The following is a 17,041-nucleotide window of genomic DNA, read 5'->3' as shown; positions in this document are numbered from 1 at the left end:
TCTGCCGACTATTCTTGCGGGCCTCGTGCTTCTTGCCGCAGCCCTCGCCGTCCCGATCTCGGGCAGCCATTACGCGCTCGGGCTGGCTTTCAACCTTGCCATGTGGATAGCTCTGACACAGAGCTGGTCGATGCTCTCTGCCACGACCGGTTATGTATCCCTTGGTCATGCGGTCTTCTTTGGTCTCGGATCCTATGCGCTTGTGCTGACGATCGGCGTATTGCCATTGCCGCTTGCCCTCTTGGTCTCGGCGGCGACAGCGGCAGGATTTGCCCTGCTTGCCGGCCTGCCGGTGCTGCGTGTTAAGGGACCCTATTTTGTCATCCTGACCTTCGGAATCGCCGAACTGATCAAGCATGTAGTGATGCGTATCGAATCCTCGCTGGGCCAGTTCAGCCGTCTCGTGTTCGATGCGCCGCCGGTGGAAACCCTCTATCTGTGGATGCTCGGGCTTGCCGTCCTGGCTACCCTTTGCGCCCACCGCATTCGCCATTCGCGTTTTGGACGCGGGCTCATCGCCATTCGTGAAGATGAAATTGCCGCCGAAACCGTTGGTGTCCCAGTGACCCGTCTCAAGCTTTTTGCCTTCGTCGCATCTGCCGCCATACCCGGCGCCGTCGGAGGCCTTGTCGTCTTACGTACCAGCTATTTCGAACCTTCCCAGGCGTTCGATCCGCTTGTCTCATTCTCCATCGTCACCATGGCGATCGTCGGTGGGTCGGACGATGCGCGTGGACCAATTTTTGGGGCCATAGGTTTCGTCCTCTTGTCGGAATTGCTCTGGTCACGCCTTCCACAGCTCTACATGATCATCCTTGGCTTGATGCTGATCCTGTTCATCCTCTTCATTCCTCGCGGCCTTGCTGGACTGCTCGATCGTCGGGGGCCGGTATTGTGACGACATTCTTTTGCGTCGAGAGCTTGTCGAAAAACTTCGGGGGCCTGCAGGCTCTCAAGAACGTTTCGTTCGATTTGCCCCGGGGTGCCATTCTCGGACTGATGGGGGCGAATGGCGCTGGCAAGACAACCCTATTCGGCCTAGTGGCGGGGCATCTCAAGCCAAGTGGCGGCAGAATTATTCTGGAGGGACGGCTACTAAATGGTCTGAGCCCCGACCGGGTCTGCCGCGCCGGGATTAGCCGGACATTTCAGATCGTTCGTCCATTCGCTGGCCTAAGCGTCGACGAGAATGTTGCCGTGTCGGCGCTGTATGGCGCTGGCAAACATACTAACGCTCGCGCCGCTCAAATCGCTGCTGGTGAGGCCATAGAAGCGGTCGGCCTTGGCGCACAACGCAAACTCGCTGCTGGTGGTCTCACTCTCTCGGGCCAGAAGCGGCTCGAAATAGCCCGGGCATTGGCGACCGGTGCGCGCATTGTGATGCTTGACGAGGTGATGGCAGGTCTCACGCCGCCGGAGGTCGACAGTATGATCGATACACTTGCCCGTCTACGCGCCGAGCGCGACTTGTCCTTCGTGATCATTGAGCACGTTATGGGCGCGCTGATGAAGCTGTCAGACCAAATCCTTGTGCTGGATCACGGCGAGACGATTGCTTACGGGACCCCTGCTGAAATTGCGTCCAGCGATCGAGTGTCTGAGGTCTATTTCGGATGATCCAGACGAAGGCACCAATTTTAACTGTCACTGGCCTTAGCGCCGGATATGGTCTCATCACTGTGCTCAACAATGTCGCGCTGACTGTTCGCGAAGGCACGGTGACGACGCTGCTCGGAAGCAATGGTGCGGGCAAGTCCACTCTTATGCGCGCTCTCAGCGGGCTCATACACGCCAAGTCTGGTACAATCCTTCTCGAGGGTCAGGACATTACTGCCGCAGCGTCGCATGACCGCGTCGATGCAGGCCTTGTCCTCGTGCCGGAAGGCCGGCTGATTTTCCCTACCATGAACGTGGAACACAATCTGCGGCTTGGAGCTATCAGCGAGCGAGCTCGCGGCGAAGCAATGCAGAGGATAGAGGGCGTCTATCAACGCTTTCCCCGTTTGAGAGAACGAAGGGGCCAACTTGCGGGTACCATGTCAGGTGGCGAGCAGCAGATGCTTGCTGTCGGTCGAGGCTTAATGGGCAATCCGAAGCTTCTGCTATTGGACGAGCCAACGCTGGGCTTAGCGCCCATTATGGTGAAGCGCATCTTCGAGACGATCGATGAGTTGCGACGCGATGGGTTTACCATCCTCTTGGCTGAGCAGAACGCGCATAAGGCGACGGAGATCGCGGACTACGCCTACGTCCTCGATCACGGTCACATCGCATTAGAGGGAACTGGCGAGGCCCTTCTCGGATCTGAAGAAGTACGACAGATCTATTTGGGCTTGAATGCTGCTCTATAGGGGAAGCTTCTAATGGAACCCCTCATCGGTTGATCAAAGTTCTAGCAGCGATGCGATCTAACTAGAACTTGGCTCGGCCGGTGGTCGAAGGCCGCAGGCCTTCCCTTGCCAACAGATTAAAAGGAATGAACCTGTCACCGGTCGCTCGTCGGATAACCTACGTCGTCATCTTCGAGGTGATTGCGATTTCTCTTGCGACACTATTGCTAACGGCTCTCAGTGGTGGAGAAGCTCACGGCTCGTTTCCCGTGGCGGCTGCCAGTTCCCTCGCTGCCATTGTCTGGAACTTTGTCTACAACACGCTTTTCGAACGCTGGGAGCAGGGCCGCCAGATCGAAACCCGCGCTCTGGGGTTGCGTATCGCCCATACAATCGGATTCGAGGGCGGTCTGATCGCTATCCTCATTCCGCTCTTCATGTGGTGGTACCAGGTGGGCCCCGTCGAGGCACTTAAGATGGAAGTCGCTCTCTTAGTGTTCTTCCTCGTTTTCACCTTCGTATTCACTTGGATCTTCGATCGACTTGTGCCGATCAAGCGCAAGGCTGATGCTAAGATCTGATAGTGATTTGTGACAAGGAACAATGAGATATCTTCAGCTGCCTAACCATTTCAGTCGTCGGGGTACGGTCAGATGATCACACTCGGGAAATTATTTCCTAAGACAGTTATGGGGCCGTCTGCTGACGGACCGCTTTTGGGGATCGTTCAACGATAAGCTGTCGTTCTGCGTCCCGCCCTCTCAACGGTAGGGGTGGCACAGAACCGCGGTTTTGAGGTGGCTGTGCCGTGCGGAACGGTTTGCGGACGGCGAGTCCTCCCGATCAGTCGTTGTTTCGCTTGAAGAAGGCCTTCTGTGCGGCAAAGGCGCGCTGGAAAGCAGGTCTCGCCTTTCCTCGCTCGACATAGGCGACAAGGTTTGAATGACGTTCAGTGAGGCCAGAGCCTTCCAATCGGCGCAGGACCTGCACCATGAGGATGTCAGCAGCCGAGAGGTCGCCGACAAGCCAATCGGCGTCGCCAAGGGCGCGTGCGAGTTCGCCGAGGCGGCCCGTAATGCGATCTTCAACGATCATAAGTCGCTCCTCGTGCCACGGTTCGTTCCCTTCGAGGTAGATCGCGCTCTCGCGCTGGACAACGACTGGCTCAATCGAACCGACGGCCGCGAACATCCAGGCGACCGCCCGTGCTCGGTCGCTGGCACGGTCAGGTAGCAGCCCTTGCCGGCCTCAGCGATGTGCAGGACGATGGCTCCTGACTCAATCAGAACCAGTTCGCCCTGCTCGAAGGTGGGGATCTGCCCGAACGGCTGCCGAGCGAGATGAGGTTCGGCTTTCATCTCGGCAAAGGTGACGGGCATCACCTCGTATCGTTGACCGACCTCCTCCATCGCCCACCGCACGGGCATATCGCGCGCGAGCCCCTGGCCCTCGTCAGGGGATGCAGCGAATACCGTAATCACAGGATGCATGGGGCCGCTCCTTACACCACCAGCGGTTCAATCTTGCTCGAACCTTCGCGCCGCTTGGAGGCCGCTGGAGAGATGATGCCTCGTGCGGAGACAGCTTGCGTAAGGTCTCTAGTCGTCGAGCCGTGGATACCAGTCGGTGCCGCGGCCCTCAGGCATGGTGTCGAGTAGCACCCAGAGCGGGTTCATGTCGGGCGCGTTGTGGGGATCTTGGCCGGGATCGGCGATCTGGCCTCCGCCCTCTGCTGCGTAGAAGAGGCGGATCGTGCCGTCACTTTCGCGCCGGAACACAAGGTAACCGGGTTTGTCGGCGTCGCGCTCGCCGTTGTAGTCGGCCCAGAAGTCGCCGGCAGGATCGGAGTAGAACTTCAAGCCCGTCCAGTTTCGCGTCTTGGCATAGTCGAGAATGCGAGTGATCGGGGAACGAGCAATCACGACCAATGCCGCGCGCTTCTCGATGTGGCGAGCCTCCCCGTCCCAGGCGTCGAGCTGTGCAGAGCACATCGGGCAGCCGTTGGTCCGCTGCGGCCCGTACATCATGCAGTAGACGATCAGCGTGTCGTGGCTACCGAAAAGTTCGGAGAGACGAACCGAGCCCTTGGCGCCGTCGAAGCGGTAATCCTGCGGGATCTTTCCGCCCGGTGGCAGTGCGCGGCGCTGCTCGGCAACACGCCAAAGATGACGACGGAGCTCGATCTCCTCAGCGAGGAGGGCCGTGCGCGCGGCGCGGTACTCCCGGCTCTCGTTCGGCCAGTGCGCCGGCTCCAGCGCGGCAAGTTCGGCGGCGGGCTTGAGCTCGATAGTCATGACTTGGATCCCAGATTTCCTAGCATCTGACCGACGGTGAGGATACTGCAGCCTAGAATGAACCAAACCATTCCGAGGTTCCCTGGGAACACGCCGAGAAGAAACCCATGGTAGCTACAGCGGAGCGCCGCTTGAAACGGACTAACCGCCTGCGACCGTAAGATTGCCTTTCGCGGCGTCCCCTGCCGTACTGGCTAGTATATTTACCGACAGAAAGGGGGCCGACAACTGACTGTCCGGTTTTGAGGATCGCCCAGCGAAAAGCCGCCGTTCAGCAGCCGACCCCCTTCCGGACCTTCGCGACGAAGATCAACGATCCTAAGAGCGGACCGTCCGCTCCGGTGGAGCGACGATCGGGATACTGCCGTTGTTGAAGGTAGAGTATGGACCAAATTTGTGAATGCTGATGCGCCCATTCATGGCGATGCACGGCCGTGTCGCTTAAGCTCAGCAGCTCAAATCAGGGGCCAGATCTTGAGTTCAAATCGAGACGACTTCTCTGAGGCAACAAAGAAGGCTCTCGCTGGCCGTGCAGGTCATCGCTGTTCGATGTGCAAGACGCCGACGATTGGACCAAGCGACGAGTCGCCTGCGTCAGTCATGAATGTCGGTATTGCGTCCCACATCACTGCAGCAGCGCCTGGACAGGGCGCGAGACGATACGATTCCTCGCTCACGCCAGAACAACGATCAGGTATCGACAACGGGATATGGTTGTGCCGCAGTTGCGATGGGATCGTTGATCGTGATGCTGCACGCTTTCCAGCCGAAACCCTGAAGCGCATCCGGCGTGACCATACCGAATTCGCCCGCTTGGGAACGCGCGCCGAGACCGAGGTCGGGCTGATCGCCATCGGGCCGAATATTGTCGCTGGTGGGCAGGTTGTCCGCATCAATGCCTCCGGCATCGTCCTGCACTTGGCGTTCTTCTTACTGGGTTCCGCAGAGGATCTGTTCGCTTTCGTCCGCCGTTTCGACGCGCAGCCGCCGCTGTCCAAGTACGTTCTACTGAGTGAACTCGGCGTCGGCGGACTCCTTGAAGGAGCACCAGATGTCGCGCGGGAGGGCGCAGCGTGGAGCATGACTTTTCAATGGCTGCCCGATGTCAGCCGTCGGCCGGCGTCCAAGCTTGAGGGAATGAACAGGCGTACCGGCAGGATGATCTCCGGAGAGGAATATTGGAGACAAACCTTTGAGTCCGTCCTTGAGCAGCCGCCCGGGACTTGGTTTGCCAATATGGAGGGCGGAAGCTACCTTTCCGAGCTTTATGGCGCGCTACGCGGCTCCATCTGGCTCGAGCATCTTGTGAAGTGCGAACTCGTACGTCTCGCTTGCATTCCCGCTCCGGCCAGGCTCGGAGGGCAAACCAGCGATTACCCTCCCTTGGTGTGCGTCAGGCACGTGCTCGGCGTACGGATACTCGACGCAACGCTTGTTGATGAACGTCTGCGCCTAGAGGTCAATTTTGACATTGAAAGCCATGGCCAATGGACCGGCGAATTGAGCTTGTACATCTATAGCAAAGAGGCTTTGCGGATGGGCCGTGCAAAGGCGGCGTGGATGGTCGAAAACATTCGGCGTATGGAGAAAGAGGGGCGAATGCTACCTAGTCCCACACCGCCCGACGGATGGGACATAGACGATGGGTATCCTGATTAAACCTGGTCAGCACAGGCGCGTACAGCTGGCCCCCTCCGACCGACGAAGTCAGCCGATGCAAAGCAGAAATGGCAGTTGATGCGGTACTGCAATTTCTCGCCCCATATGGATGTGCACACGATGTGCAATATACGTCAGCTTTCTGGTGTGGGCTCGCCCAATGCGGACAGTCGCCTTTCCACCCCGCTCCGGTCGTAGACCTCAGCCGGCGTAGGCGAGCGGGGAAATGATTTCCTGCCGACGCCTTCGGGGCCGGGAACAGACTGTCCGCTCTTAGGCGCCGAGGTCCGAATAGCTGCCATTGAGCGGAGGCTGATTTAACCGGCGGCTCACAACACCCTTCAAGACGTTCAAGCCCATCTTTCGAACCACCGAAAGCGGGCGTTCGGAAAGCGCGTGAGCGTCAGTCGTCGAACATACCCTGGATCCGGTTAGACAGGACGGTCATGTCGAACGGCTTCGTCACCACCTGCATGCCGGGATCGAGATGACCATGACTTAGAACGGCGTTCTCGGCATAACCCGTCACGAACAGCACCTTTAGGTTGGCACGTAGCTCCCGAGCGGCGTCGGCCACTTGCCGCCCGTTCATGCCATTGGGCAGACCCACGTCGGTGATGAGGAGGTCGACGAATGCGTCCGAGCGCAGGACTTTCAGCGCCTGCGGGCCATCGCCCGCCTCGATCGTGCTGAATCCAAGATCTTCGACAGCGTCCACCACGAGCATTCGCACCAGTGGCTCGTCGTCCACCACGAGGACTGTCTTGCCTCTTGAGTCGACCCGCGGGAGCGTAGGAACAACCTCGGGTTCGCAAACCTCCTCCTCGTGGTGGCGGGGAAGGTAGACGCAGACCATCGTCCCGTTGCCGACCTCGGAGTAGATGCGGACTTGCCCGCCCGACTGGCGGGCGAACCCATAGATCATCGAGAGGCCGAGCCCTGTGCCGACGCCGATCGGCTTGGTGGTGAAGAAGGGATCGAAGGCGCGCTCGATGATGTCCGGGGACATGCCCGTTCCATTGTCCGACACACACATGGAAAGGTACTGGCCGGGCGGCAGGTCGCGCTCGCGCGCGGCCCGATCGTCGAGCCAGCGATTCGCGGTCTCGATTGTGATGCTGCCGCCGTTGGGCATGGCGTCCCGCGCGTTGATGCAAAGGTTCAAGAGCGCGTTCTCGAGCTGGTTGGGGTCGACCAGCGCCGACCACAAGCCCGCCTTCGCCACTGTCTCGACAGCGATCTGCGGACCGACCGTCCGCCGGATGAGGTCTTCCATTCCGGCAACGAGGCGGTTCACGTCCGTCGGCTTGGGGTCCAACGTCTGACGTCGCGAGAACGCGAGAAGGCGATGCGTTAGCGCCGAGGCGCGTTTGGCCGCGCCTTGCGCGCCAACCATGTAGCGGTCGAGGTCACCGACGCGCCCCTGCTGGAGACGGGTCTGCATCATGTCGAGCGAGCCCGAGATGCCCGCCAGGAGGTTGTTGAAGTCGTGCGCGATGCCGCCAGTGAGTTGGCCGACGGCTTCCATTTTCTGACTTTGGCGTAGCGCCTCGTGCGCCTGCTCCAGCTCCGCGGTGCGCTCGAAAACGCGTTGCTCAAGCGTCTCGTTAAGTTCGCGCAGCTGCTCTTCAGCCATTTTCAGATCGTGTATATCGGTGCAGGAGCCATACCAGCGAGCGATCTGTCCATTTTGGTCACGTACGCACTGCGCGCGGCCGATAACCCAGCGGTATTGGCCTGAACGATGCCGCAAGCGGTACTCGATATGATAAGGCTCCCCGGTCTCGAGGCAGCGCTGCCATAAGGCCCAGGATCGCTCCTGATCATCGGGGTGGAATAGGCCGTTCCACGCCTCGCCGTCCGTCGAGCCATAGGGCGCGCCGGTAAATTCGTACCAGCGGTCGTTATAGTAGTCATGAAAGCCGTCAGGACGCGTCAACCAGATCATCTGGTCGACTGAATTGGCGACGGCATGATATTTCGCCTCCGACTCTCGCAGCCGGCTTTCGGCGCTGACGCGCTCGACATGTGCCCAGCAGCGCTCGACCACCGCCTCGACCAGCGAAATCTCGTCGGCGCGCCAGTCCCGCGGGGTATCCTGGTGAACGGCCATCATCGCCGCGAGCCTGCCGCCGCTGACGAGTGGGCAACAGACGATTGCGTCGATACCGATCGATTGGAAGGTCTCGCGTCCTTCGCCGAGGGCGAGCTCGCCCGCGACGTCGCGAATAACGAGCGTCTGTCCGCCGCGCATGTCGACGGCGGCGCGCGGACCGAAGAGATCGAGACTGTAGGTCCCGGCCGAACTCGCGATCCCCGGCGCTGTATAGTCGCGGTGGATGATGAAGGCATCGCTGTCGACGTCAACGGCGGCGTAGGCGGTTCGGGAGGCGCCGAGGCGCCGCCCCAGCAACTGCGCAGCCGCGGACATCGCGGCGACCGCGTCCCCCGAACTGCGCAGCGCCTCATCGAGCTCGTTCATGAAGCGCAGGCGCGCCTCGTTCTCGCGCAGCGCCTTTTCGGCGCGGTATTGCTCAGTCACGTCGTTGGCGTTGTGGATGATCGCCTCCACCTCGCCGTTTTCGTCGAGCACCGGCGAGTTGACCGGACTCCACCACCGTTCCTCAAACGTACCGTCCGGCCGAGCGACGTCGTATTTGAGACCCGGTAGCGTGTCCGGCTGCTTGGAGGCGAGCACATGCTCGATTGACGCACGCAGGGTGCGCACGCCCGCGATGGCCGGGTCGTCGGGGTTGTCAGGATATGCCTCGAAGATGCCCAGTCCGACCACATCTTCGCGCGTCCGCATCGTGGCCGCCAGATACGCCTCGTTTACCTCGATGATGGTGAACCGCGGCGCGTCGGGTTTAAGAACAAGAAATGGCGCCGGCGAGGCCTGAAATAGACGCGCGAAACTCTGGTTTCCCATCATGGTCGTATCACTTGCTGGCACCAACGCCTCTTGATCTCCCCGCCTTCATCGAAAATGCGGAGCCGCCCGAGGAGACGGACCAACCGGCCGCTTTCGCGCAGCACGGACTTTTTCTTGTCGCCCATAGCCCACCTGATCGCATGGCGGACCTGCGTCCTTGCGCCGAACCGAACTTATAAGTGTTGACCCAATTCGACGAGAACCCATTTTCTTGTTTGCCGGGCTTTGAACGGTTTATCAAGATCGTCGCCAGCGCCCCATGCAGGTGTGCATGTCGCTTCAGACGTCGTACCAGTGTCAACGGGAGGCGAGTTAGTGAGGTGCAGACTTCAGCACCAATTACCGTATTGGTGTCATCGGCGGAATAACGGCTTTCACCCCTCGAAATCCAGATCGGTCGATTCACTGTAGGCCCGCAGCAGCCGGCAACGTAAAGTCCGCTTTTCACCTCGCATGCCGCAAATCGGGCTGGCCGCAATCCCACCCCACCGTCGCCGTTGGCGTTTCCCGACCGACATTGTGGGAATTGATTTCCTAGCGACGCCTTCGGGGCCGACTGCTGACCGTCTGCTTTTTGGAAGCTCTCGGCGGTAACCCGCCGCTTTTAGCTGCGCTTCATCAGGCAGAGTTTGCCCCGTAAATTTACGATGCCATTTATTGACGCTCGGAGTGGAAACGTAACCCTCTCCCCCGCAGCTGCGCCATACAGCATCGAGCAAGCATTACGTCTCCCATCCGTCGCAAGATGCGCCGCCTTGAAGGCTAAGTCGTCGTCGTAACCGGGCGACGCGGGGCAGTTGACAGTCGCAACCCCGACCAACTTTGCCCGCCTTCGTCTCACCGAGAAAGAACTCGTGCCCCATTACACGCCGATAGTTCGCCCTTGTATCGATCGTGATTCTTTGCTCAGTTTCAGCGCTTGGGGGAGACAGCAGGTGACAGGACAATCAGCTTTCGAGCGCTATCTTAACGCTCTGGACATCACTTACCACCGCGAGAAGAGAACGCGGGCTAAGGACTTACGTGAGCTAATCCAAGAAGTTATCGAGGAACTTGATCTTGGTAGTCATCACGGCAGCCCGAAAGCATACGGCGTCACTTTCGATCGTACCAAGAATACGACCTTCGACTACTGGCTCTTCGATGAGTTGCTTGTGCAACTTGACGCTGGAGCCGGCGGAAAGGGAATTCAAAAGCCTCTTAACCAGCTTCGCCTCATGGCTTGGCGCAAGGGGCCAGCTGCGCTCGCTGATGTGATCCGTCGAGTTTGCCGTCACTATCCGCAGCTGAACTTCCAACGCCTATTGGTCTTCGAGGTCGTCAAAGGAAACCATAAAGTTATCAGACCTCTCCGGGGCACTTACCGGAAATAGCCGGCGCGGAAGGCAAACCATCATCCGCGTCAGCCCTTGACAGTCCCGACGGTGGACGGTGCTGCGTGCGGTAACATCGAACTTGCCGCCGCCATGATGCTCCACCTTCAGCGGACCGGAAGCGCTGCCCCGCTTGAGATCATCGAGCGCGCAAAGGCAGCCTCTCTAACGGCCGCCCGAAACCTGCAGTGACGCCCCATCCCTCCGAAACCTGTGGCTCATCTGTTGGCAAAAGGATTCACTATGGGAGAGTTGGGGCCGGTTGCTGACTGACGGCTTTTGGTCAACTGACAATGAAAGCGGAAACGCATTCATGTGGCGTCGTAGCCGCGATGACTTAAACCTAGACATTCGCGGTGGCTTGAGCACCGGCCGATACCGGGCGCGCGTTCAGCCGAACTTTTCTGGCTTCGACGAGATCGGGAGCATATCTGCCGCCCATGAGTGCAACGGTCTGACAATTTGGCATTGCTCCGCGGCCCGCGTTAACAGCCGCCTAGTACAGCTTGATGCAATTTGGAATCCATTGATCCGTTGGGCAAAACCGCGGCGAGTTGCGCCAGCCTCTTGTCGGCAAGACCGATGTGCTGGTCGCGGCGCCAAGTGTAGAACCGGGGGAACGCTGCACCTCTATACCGCCGCTAATGCTCCTTGAGCAAATAAAGCGTTCGAGCGTGCCAAACTTCATAGTATTCGACTAACGTCAGACAGAATCGCAAGGCAATCGATCGGCATTAGGAGGTAGGGTGGCAGAGAACCCATCACAAGATTACCGCGTGCAGTTCGTCACCGAACGCGCGATCTCGCGCCAGAGTGAACCGGGCACGATTACGATCGCGCCAAGGTCGGATAGCTGGAATGATTTCGGCGAACGCATCCTCGTCGAGATTGCCATCCAATCTCGAAGCGAGACCCCATTCTCGCGTGAGCGCCTGACCTTCCGCGGCTTCTTTGGCTTCGTCGATAAGCAGGCAGGCAAGAGCGATACGCTGCATTTGCGCGACATCGTTGATCAGACCCCCGACACGCCAGTCCCGGCCGACAAGGTTGTGAGGCATCGGCAATTCCTTTCAATTGATGCCCTTTTATGGTTCCCCTAATTTCAGTGGGCCGCAATAGAAGATTTCGTCTATTTCGGATATTATTTACCCTCATCAAATTCTAATTGAAAACATGTCAACACTTTTTTTTAATGGATACATGATCATCCAGACAAATCTGTCTTGACAGTTTGCTTCGTTTCAATCGGATATACTTCTTCATGGCCGACCTCTATAAGAAAACTGCTTGCTGCCGACAGAGATCTGACCAGCCATAATAATTTGGGTTCTTGAGCGTGGGCCTAGGCCATTGTGCCCGGTGCCGCTCCTCTTTCCTTAAGCATGCGCAGCGGAGCAGAAGCCCTACAAGACGCAAATGTATAATTGCCACCTCTAGGCTGAGGATGGTTTGCTCCGTTCAGTCTTCGAAAACGCTAGACCTTGCGCTTCGCCAATGGTGACGAGCGGTAGCAAGAGGATTGACTGACATCACTAATCTCAGTCACCCCACCGCTAACAGCGAAGTGACGATCTGGAGAGCGGACTTACCATAATGCAGGCCGCTTTCAGAACCATTCGACTATCGGGAGCAAAGGCTACGCCGCTGGCCAGCGCTTGCCATTTCTTCTCTTCGCGGCAGCGAGGCGCTTGTAATCCAGCCCTTTGAACTGAGTAAAATCGATCGCCGGATCAAGTGCCAGAGTTGCCAACTGTCGGGCCCGGGGTTCGCTTAGATATCTCCAGCCATAGAGCGTGTGTTCATCATCACCGAGGCTGTGTCCTGCTTGAAGCCTTGCCGTCTTCCCGTCGATTTCATGGTTGTCCTGAAGCTCAGCAATTTTGTTGCTGCGCAAAGAGTGGAAAACCTCTCTGTTGCCGCGTGCGATACCCGCTCGCTGGAACAGCCTCTGCATGTAGGAGGATGCGGAATTGGCGGGCCGGACGAGGCGCATCAGCTCGGGAAAAAGGAACCGGTCCCCTTGAGCTTGCGCCCACTGAATGAACCCGATCTCACGCAGGATATCATGCAGCACGTAGAATGAGAGACTTGCGTCTGTCTTATAACCGATGCGTTGCCAACTGCCGTCACCGAAGATGACGCCCGCCGTATTGGCCACCCAGACGCCTTCATACTTCTCGCGGATATCGGACCCTCTCAGATAAATGAGAAGGCCCAGACGTCGGCCAGTCAAATGTCCGAGGAGCGGCAGAAGGGCGAGATCTAGGTAGCCGGACTCAATGCCAGTCTTGAAGATTGCTGAGATTTTTGCCGCACCGAGTGGCTCTACAGGACGACTGGCCTCAGCAGTATCCGGATAGTTCAGCCGAACACCGATCATGGGATTGATGAACTCAAACCGAGTGGCGGCTCTGCCGAACACCGGCTTAATGACGGCGAGATAGCCATCCTGAAGCGTCGCTTTAGCCAGTGGCTTAAACCGCAGGTCACGATTGCTTTCGATCACGGCCTCAGCAGGCAGCTGCGATGGTCGTCGCTGAGGATCGCTTGGCCAGTAGCGCAGCTTGTTCACATACGCTTGCAGATCGCGGGCGGTATACGTGTCAACCGGGTGGTCACCTATGAGTTCGATGAAAAGCTTTATACGCCCCTCAGCGGTCTGAATGTCCTTCAACTTTCCCTTCGACTTCGCCTCAGCGCGTTCGCGCAAATAGTCACGGGCCACCACGCTGAAGAAAGGTCGTGTGGACGAGCCGCGCGGCACGTTCTTACGATCTTCATCTGCCGGATCGGCGTATCCGACATCGTCTCCGTCGTGGTCGAGCCAGCTGTCTTCAAGTGACAACGACATCGAAGCCGAAGAAAAACCGTCGGTGACGTTGACCTCCTGCCCGGTCGGTTCTGTTGGCGTTGGCTTCGCAACTGACGGGAATGCAGACAGACCACGGTCCGATTCGGCTATCGAAACAACAACCGGCTCTTTGCTGTCCTCATCGTCCAGTCCGAGGCTGCGCTCCATGCTACAAATCGCCAGTCCCTTCAAAACCTCTGCATTTTCCGTCACGACCGTGAGATGTGGATTTCCAGCCTGTCGAGCATCGAGCTGCCGATTGACTTCAATGATCTGTCCAAAAGCCTCCTGTTCAGGAATGATAATCGGATGAGCAGCGCGCAGAGCCGCGCTTCCTCTAATCATCATTAAGCATGTGTTCAGATAGGTCTTGATCTCCGCCTGCTTGATGCGGCGCTGCACTTCGGCCTCGGCGCTGTCGTAGGCTTCACCATTGGCTTCGACAGCCAGGTGACCATCGTCGGTCTGTTCATCAGTCACTGTCGTCATCGGGCGATCGATCATTTCCCTCATCTTCATGCGGGCATTGACCGCCAGAAAATCGGCGATGCGGCGCGCCTCAAGATGCGTGACCGACCCGATGCTAAGTCTGACCAGCGGCGGAAAACCGCGCAAGACCAAAACGGTCGGCACACGCAACTGAAATAGGAAGGCAGCCCCCGCCCTCACCAGATAGCGGCCAGCTGGTCTTTGCTTTGCAGCGCGCTTGCGAGAACGCACTGGCGCTGGATCAGCCGCACCGGTTTGCGATACATCGCGCGATACATCGGGATGTACGTCACACATATTGGAAGAGTGTTTGGCCATCGAGAAGGCTCCTGAACGGCCTTCACGTAGACAACTGCGGACGGAGCGGGGCAGTTCGAGCTGGCGGAGAGGGGGGGATTCGAACCCCCGATACGGTTGCCCGTATGCCGCATTTCGAGTGCGGTGCATTCAACCACTCTGCCACCTCTCCAGGGGCCATGTTGCACGGTGGTCGCGTGCGGGCGTTTCCATAGCGGGATGAGCGCCGGGACACAAGGGCATGTGACAGGCAAATTTCTACCGTACATCTTGACTCGACGGGCCCCATCGCTTATCCGCGCAGCATCTTGAGATGGCGAAGTCCGTCCTCGATCATGCATCGACCTCCAAGCTTCCTGTCCGCTTGCCCTTTCGACAGGCACAAATGGCCATGGGTGCGATGTTTCACCGGCTGAACCATGATCGGCTGTTGGCGCGCGAGCGTCTTCGATCATGGCTGATGCCATACGACTGACAAAAAGACGGCTCGCGGCCATGTGGTCGAAGAAGCCGGAACGAACATGAAAGGTTAAAAAATGTTCGCAGTCATCAAGACCGGCGGTAAGCAGTACCGCGTCGCCGCAAACGATGAGCTGACGGTCGAACGGACCGGCGGCGAAATCGGCGACATCATCGAATTCGCAGAAGTTCTCATGGTCGGCGTCGGCGCCGATGCCACGATCGGCGCACCCTTCGTTCAGGGCGCGCTCGTCACGGCAGAAGTCGTCGAGCACGGTCGCGCCCGCAAGGTCATCGCGTTCAAGAAGCGTCGCCGCCAGAACTCCAAGCGCACCCGCGGCCACCGTCAGCACCAGACGGTCATCCGCATTGCCGAGATCCTGACCGAAGGCAAGAAGCCGTCCAAGAAGGCCGCTGCCAAGCCGGAAACGAAAGCCGCTCCTGCAGCCGGGACGCTCTTCAACGCACCCCAGGGTGCCGGCGACGATCTGACGGTCATCAAGGGCATCGGCCCGAAGGCTGCCGAGCAGCTCAACGAGCAGGGCATCACCACCTTCGCCCAGATCGCCGCCTTTACCGATGCGGACATCGCCAAGATCGACGAAGCCATGCCGTTCAGCGCCGCCCAGATCGAAGACTGGCGCGAGCAGGCCAAGGCTTTGGCCGAGAACAACTGATAGCGACGAGAAACTTTAAGGAGAACACCGATGGCACATAAAAAAGCTGGTGGTTCGTCGCGCAACGGCCGCGACTCTGAATCCAAGCGCCTTGGCGTAAAGAAGTTCGGTGGCGAGAACGTCATCTCGGGCAACATCCTCGTGCGCCAGCGCGGCACGAAGTGGCATCCGGGCACGGGCGTCGGCCTTGGCAAGGACCACACGATTTTCGCAGTCACCGACGGCCAGGTTTCGTTCCGTACGAAAGCCAATGGTCGTACCTACGTGTCCGTGATGCCAATCGCGGACGCAGCGGAATAGCCGGACCGCTTCTTCAAAAAGCCGGCGTCTCATCGACCCGGCTGAGCACCAAGGTTCAGACCACGTTCAAAAGGGGAGATGGGGCAATCCATCTCCCCTTTTCTCATTGAACGAAGGACTGTTCCCATGCTGATGGATCTCGATGACGACTGTCGGGACGACTTATTGCCCGACGACACCCGGCCCGATTGTCCCGTCCTGTTGACCGAGAGGCTGGTTCTGCGCCGGCCCCACGCGGAAGACGCCGACGCGCTTGCCAATCTCGCCAACAACATGCGCGTGGCCTCCATGGTGTCGCGCATGCCGCATCCCTACACGGCACAAGATGCGTCGGACTTTATCCGACGCGCCAAGACGGGCGGTATTGGCAAATGCGTCTACGCGATTACCCTGGCCGATAATGGTGCGTTCGTCGGCTGCGCCGGCATCGAGCCGCATGACGACACCGACACGGTCGAACTGGGATACTGGATCGGCGAACCCTACTGGAACCGCGGGATCGCAACCGAAGCCGCCCACGCGGTCATCGACATGGTCTTCCGCACCCGCACGGTCGAGGCGATCGAAGCCCGCTGCCGGGTGACGAACCACGCGTCGCGCCGGGTCATCCAGAAGTCCGGCTTCCAGCACCAGGGCAACGGTATGGTGCCGTCAATGGCGCTCGGCGGCGCCCTGCCCGTCGAGTGGTATCGGCTCGACCGCAAGACGTGGCTGTCGCTGAAGAGCTGGAGCGCCGCGCCTCACCGTCGGGCCTGACGCTGCATGATGATCCTCTCCACCGGCTTGTGCGTAGAAGCCGGTGGAGTTGCCTTGAAGGATCATCGCCATGAAAGCCGTTCGTTTTGTTCTAATTGCCGCGGTTGGTCTCGTACTCGCCCTGCCGGCACGCGCCGAGCTTCTCCTGGAGGACTGGTTTCTCGGCAAGACGCGGGCCGAAGGAAGCTTTTCCGCCATCGACGGCACGCATCGGCGCTTCACGGTAGACCTGACTGGCACTTGGGACGGAACCACGCTGCGGCTGCGCGAAGATTTCGCCTATGACGACGGCGAACGCGACACCAAGACCTGGATTTTCGAAAAGACGTCCGAGAGAACCTATAGCGGCACGCGGGAAGACGTCATCGGGACGACGACCGTCTATCTCGCCGGCAACGAGGCTGACTTCACCTACCGAGTGGATCTCGCACCGGGAGAAGAGCCGAACATCGTCCGGTTCTTCGACAAGCTCGTTCTGAACAGAGATGGCACGATCACCAACACCGCCCTCGTTACGAAGTTCGGCGTACCGGTTGCGCGCGTCGAGGTGAATTTCGAGCGCGACTGACCGGTCGGCCTCTGCCGATCGTAAATCGAGGCACAGCCGGCGGCTTTTAGCCGCCT

General features: G+C 59.0%; 14 protein-coding genes, 1 tRNA gene and 1 pseudogene. 11 read left to right on the top strand and 5 right to left on the bottom strand.

Annotation, left to right across the window (positions count from 1 at the left end; translation table 11 throughout):
* The first annotated feature begins 100 nt into the window (after window positions 1-100).
* The 4 genes from PU133_RS03355 to PU133_RS03340 all read left to right on the top strand — a co-directional run bounded on the left by PU133_RS03355 (window position 101) and on the right by PU133_RS03340 (window position 2,911).
* Window positions 101-898 carry a branched-chain amino acid ABC transporter permease gene (locus PU133_RS03355; protein WP_404864430.1) on the top strand — a complete coding sequence of 266 codons (798 nt, stop codon included), beginning with the start codon at window positions 101-103 and terminating at the stop codon, window positions 896-898.
* Entirely contained in the window at window positions 895-1,617 is a 723-nt protein-coding gene (locus PU133_RS03350) for an ABC transporter ATP-binding protein (RefSeq protein ID WP_404863481.1), read from the top strand. The genes PU133_RS03355 and PU133_RS03350 overlap by 4 nt, the downstream gene beginning before the upstream one ends.
* A 17-nt stretch (window positions 1,618-1,634) precedes the next feature.
* A complete protein-coding gene (locus PU133_RS03345) occupies window positions 1,635-2,351 on the top strand; it encodes an ABC transporter ATP-binding protein (RefSeq protein ID WP_404864429.1) in 717 nt (238 codons plus the stop codon).
* Between the two features lie 125 nt (window positions 2,352-2,476).
* Complete coding sequence (locus tag PU133_RS03340; protein WP_404863480.1) at window positions 2,477-2,911, top strand: PACE efflux transporter; 435 nt, start codon at window positions 2,477-2,479, stop codon at window positions 2,909-2,911.
* Window positions 2,912-3,173: 262 nt separating this feature from the next.
* On the opposite strand, the pseudogene PU133_RS03335 reads toward PU133_RS03340, so the two are convergent.
* Window positions 3,174-3,820: pseudogene (locus tag PU133_RS03335) on the bottom strand (glutathione S-transferase family protein).
* A gap of 108 nt (window positions 3,821-3,928) precedes the next feature.
* Entirely contained in the window at window positions 3,929-4,624 is a 696-nt protein-coding gene (locus PU133_RS03330) for a DUF899 family protein (protein ID WP_404863479.1), read from the bottom strand.
* 600 nt (window positions 4,625-5,224) lie between these two features.
* Between PU133_RS03330 and PU133_RS03325 the strand changes: the two genes are divergently transcribed.
* Window positions 5,225-6,283, top strand: coding sequence for a hypothetical protein (locus PU133_RS03325; RefSeq protein WP_404863478.1), 1,059 nt, complete (start codon window positions 5,225-5,227; stop codon window positions 6,281-6,283).
* A gap of 403 nt (window positions 6,284-6,686) precedes the next feature.
* On the opposite strand, the gene PU133_RS03320 is transcribed toward PU133_RS03325, so the two are convergent.
* Window positions 6,687-9,215: a PAS domain S-box protein gene (locus PU133_RS03320; RefSeq protein ID WP_404863477.1), complete on the bottom strand. Its 2,529-nt coding sequence runs from the start codon at window positions 9,213-9,215 to the stop codon at window positions 6,687-6,689.
* A gap of 797 nt (window positions 9,216-10,012) precedes the next feature.
* On the opposite strand from PU133_RS03320, the gene PU133_RS03315 reads away from it, so the two are divergent.
* Both PU133_RS03315 and PU133_RS03310 read left to right on the top strand, forming a co-directional pair.
* Entirely contained in the window at window positions 10,013-10,588 is a 576-nt protein-coding gene (locus PU133_RS03315; RefSeq protein ID WP_404863476.1) for a hypothetical protein, read from the top strand.
* 776 nt (window positions 10,589-11,364) lie between these two features.
* Window positions 11,365-11,688 (top strand): hypothetical protein, encoded by a 324-nt coding sequence (locus PU133_RS03310; RefSeq protein ID WP_404863475.1) that lies wholly within the window; start codon window positions 11,365-11,367, stop codon window positions 11,686-11,688.
* 536 nt (window positions 11,689-12,224) lie between these two features.
* On the opposite strand, the gene PU133_RS03305 is transcribed toward PU133_RS03310, so the two are convergent.
* The gene (locus PU133_RS03305; RefSeq protein ID WP_404863474.1) at window positions 12,225-14,246 is read right to left on the bottom strand and encodes a hypothetical protein; all 2,022 of its coding nucleotides are present in this window, start codon (window positions 14,244-14,246) and stop codon (window positions 12,225-12,227) included.
* Window positions 14,247-14,307: 61 nt separating this feature from the next.
* Window positions 14,308-14,397 (bottom strand) — tRNA-Ser (locus tag PU133_RS03300).
* Between the two features lie 364 nt (window positions 14,398-14,761).
* Here PU133_RS03300 and PU133_RS03295 point away from each other — a divergent pair.
* The 4 genes from PU133_RS03295 (at window position 14,762) to PU133_RS03280 (ending at window position 16,985) form a co-directional block, all read left to right on the top strand.
* Window positions 14,762-15,361 carry a 50S ribosomal protein L21 gene (locus tag PU133_RS03295; RefSeq protein ID WP_126007684.1) on the top strand — a complete coding sequence of 200 codons (600 nt, stop codon included), beginning with the start codon at window positions 14,762-14,764 and terminating at the stop codon, window positions 15,359-15,361.
* A gap of 30 nt (window positions 15,362-15,391) precedes the next feature.
* Entirely contained in the window at window positions 15,392-15,661 is a 270-nt protein-coding gene (gene rpmA, locus PU133_RS03290) for a 50S ribosomal protein L27 (RefSeq protein ID WP_126007682.1), read from the top strand.
* Between the two features lie 126 nt (window positions 15,662-15,787).
* Complete coding sequence (locus tag PU133_RS03285; protein WP_404863473.1) at window positions 15,788-16,417, top strand: GNAT family N-acetyltransferase; 630 nt, start codon at window positions 15,788-15,790, stop codon at window positions 16,415-16,417.
* 70 nt (window positions 16,418-16,487) lie between these two features.
* Entirely contained in the window at window positions 16,488-16,985 is a 498-nt protein-coding gene (locus PU133_RS03280) for a DUF3833 family protein (protein ID WP_404863472.1), read from the top strand.
* Window positions 16,986-17,041: the final 56 nt, after the last annotated feature.

The sequence above is a fragment of the Georhizobium sp. MAB10 genome (assembly GCF_045012825.1).
GTDB lineage: Bacteria > Pseudomonadota > Alphaproteobacteria > Rhizobiales > Rhizobiaceae > Georhizobium > Georhizobium profundi.
This window is presented reverse-complemented; position numbering and strand designations above follow the sequence as displayed.

What these genes read in the sequence shown, in the direction of transcription:
- PU133_RS03355 (WP_404864430.1), top strand. Translation starts at nt 101, where the DNA reads ATGTGGATAGCTCTGACACAGAGCTGGTCGATGCTCTCTGCCACGACC.
- PU133_RS03340 (WP_404863480.1), top strand. Translation starts at nt 2,477, where the DNA reads ATGAACCTGTCACCGGTCGCTCGTCGGATAACCTACGTCGTCATCTTC.
- PU133_RS03330 (WP_404863479.1), bottom strand. Translation starts at nt 4,624, where the DNA reads ATGACTATCGAGCTCAAGCCCGCCGCCGAACTTGCCGCGCTGGAGCCG.
- PU133_RS03325 (WP_404863478.1), top strand. Translation starts at nt 5,225, where the DNA reads ATGAATGTCGGTATTGCGTCCCACATCACTGCAGCAGCGCCTGGACAG.
- PU133_RS03320 (WP_404863477.1), bottom strand. Translation starts at nt 9,215, where the DNA reads ATGATGGGAAACCAGAGTTTCGCGCGTCTATTTCAGGCCTCGCCGGCG.
- PU133_RS03305 (WP_404863474.1), bottom strand. Translation starts at nt 14,246, where the DNA reads ATGGCCAAACACTCTTCCAATATGTGTGACGTACATCCCGATGTATCG.
- PU133_RS03295 (WP_126007684.1), top strand. Translation starts at nt 14,762, where the DNA reads ATGTTCGCAGTCATCAAGACCGGCGGTAAGCAGTACCGCGTCGCCGCA.
- rpmA (WP_126007682.1), top strand. Translation starts at nt 15,392, where the DNA reads ATGGCACATAAAAAAGCTGGTGGTTCGTCGCGCAACGGCCGCGACTCT.
- PU133_RS03285 (WP_404863473.1), top strand. Translation starts at nt 15,788, where the DNA reads ATGCTGATGGATCTCGATGACGACTGTCGGGACGACTTATTGCCCGAC.
- PU133_RS03280 (WP_404863472.1), top strand. Translation starts at nt 16,488, where the DNA reads ATGAAAGCCGTTCGTTTTGTTCTAATTGCCGCGGTTGGTCTCGTACTC.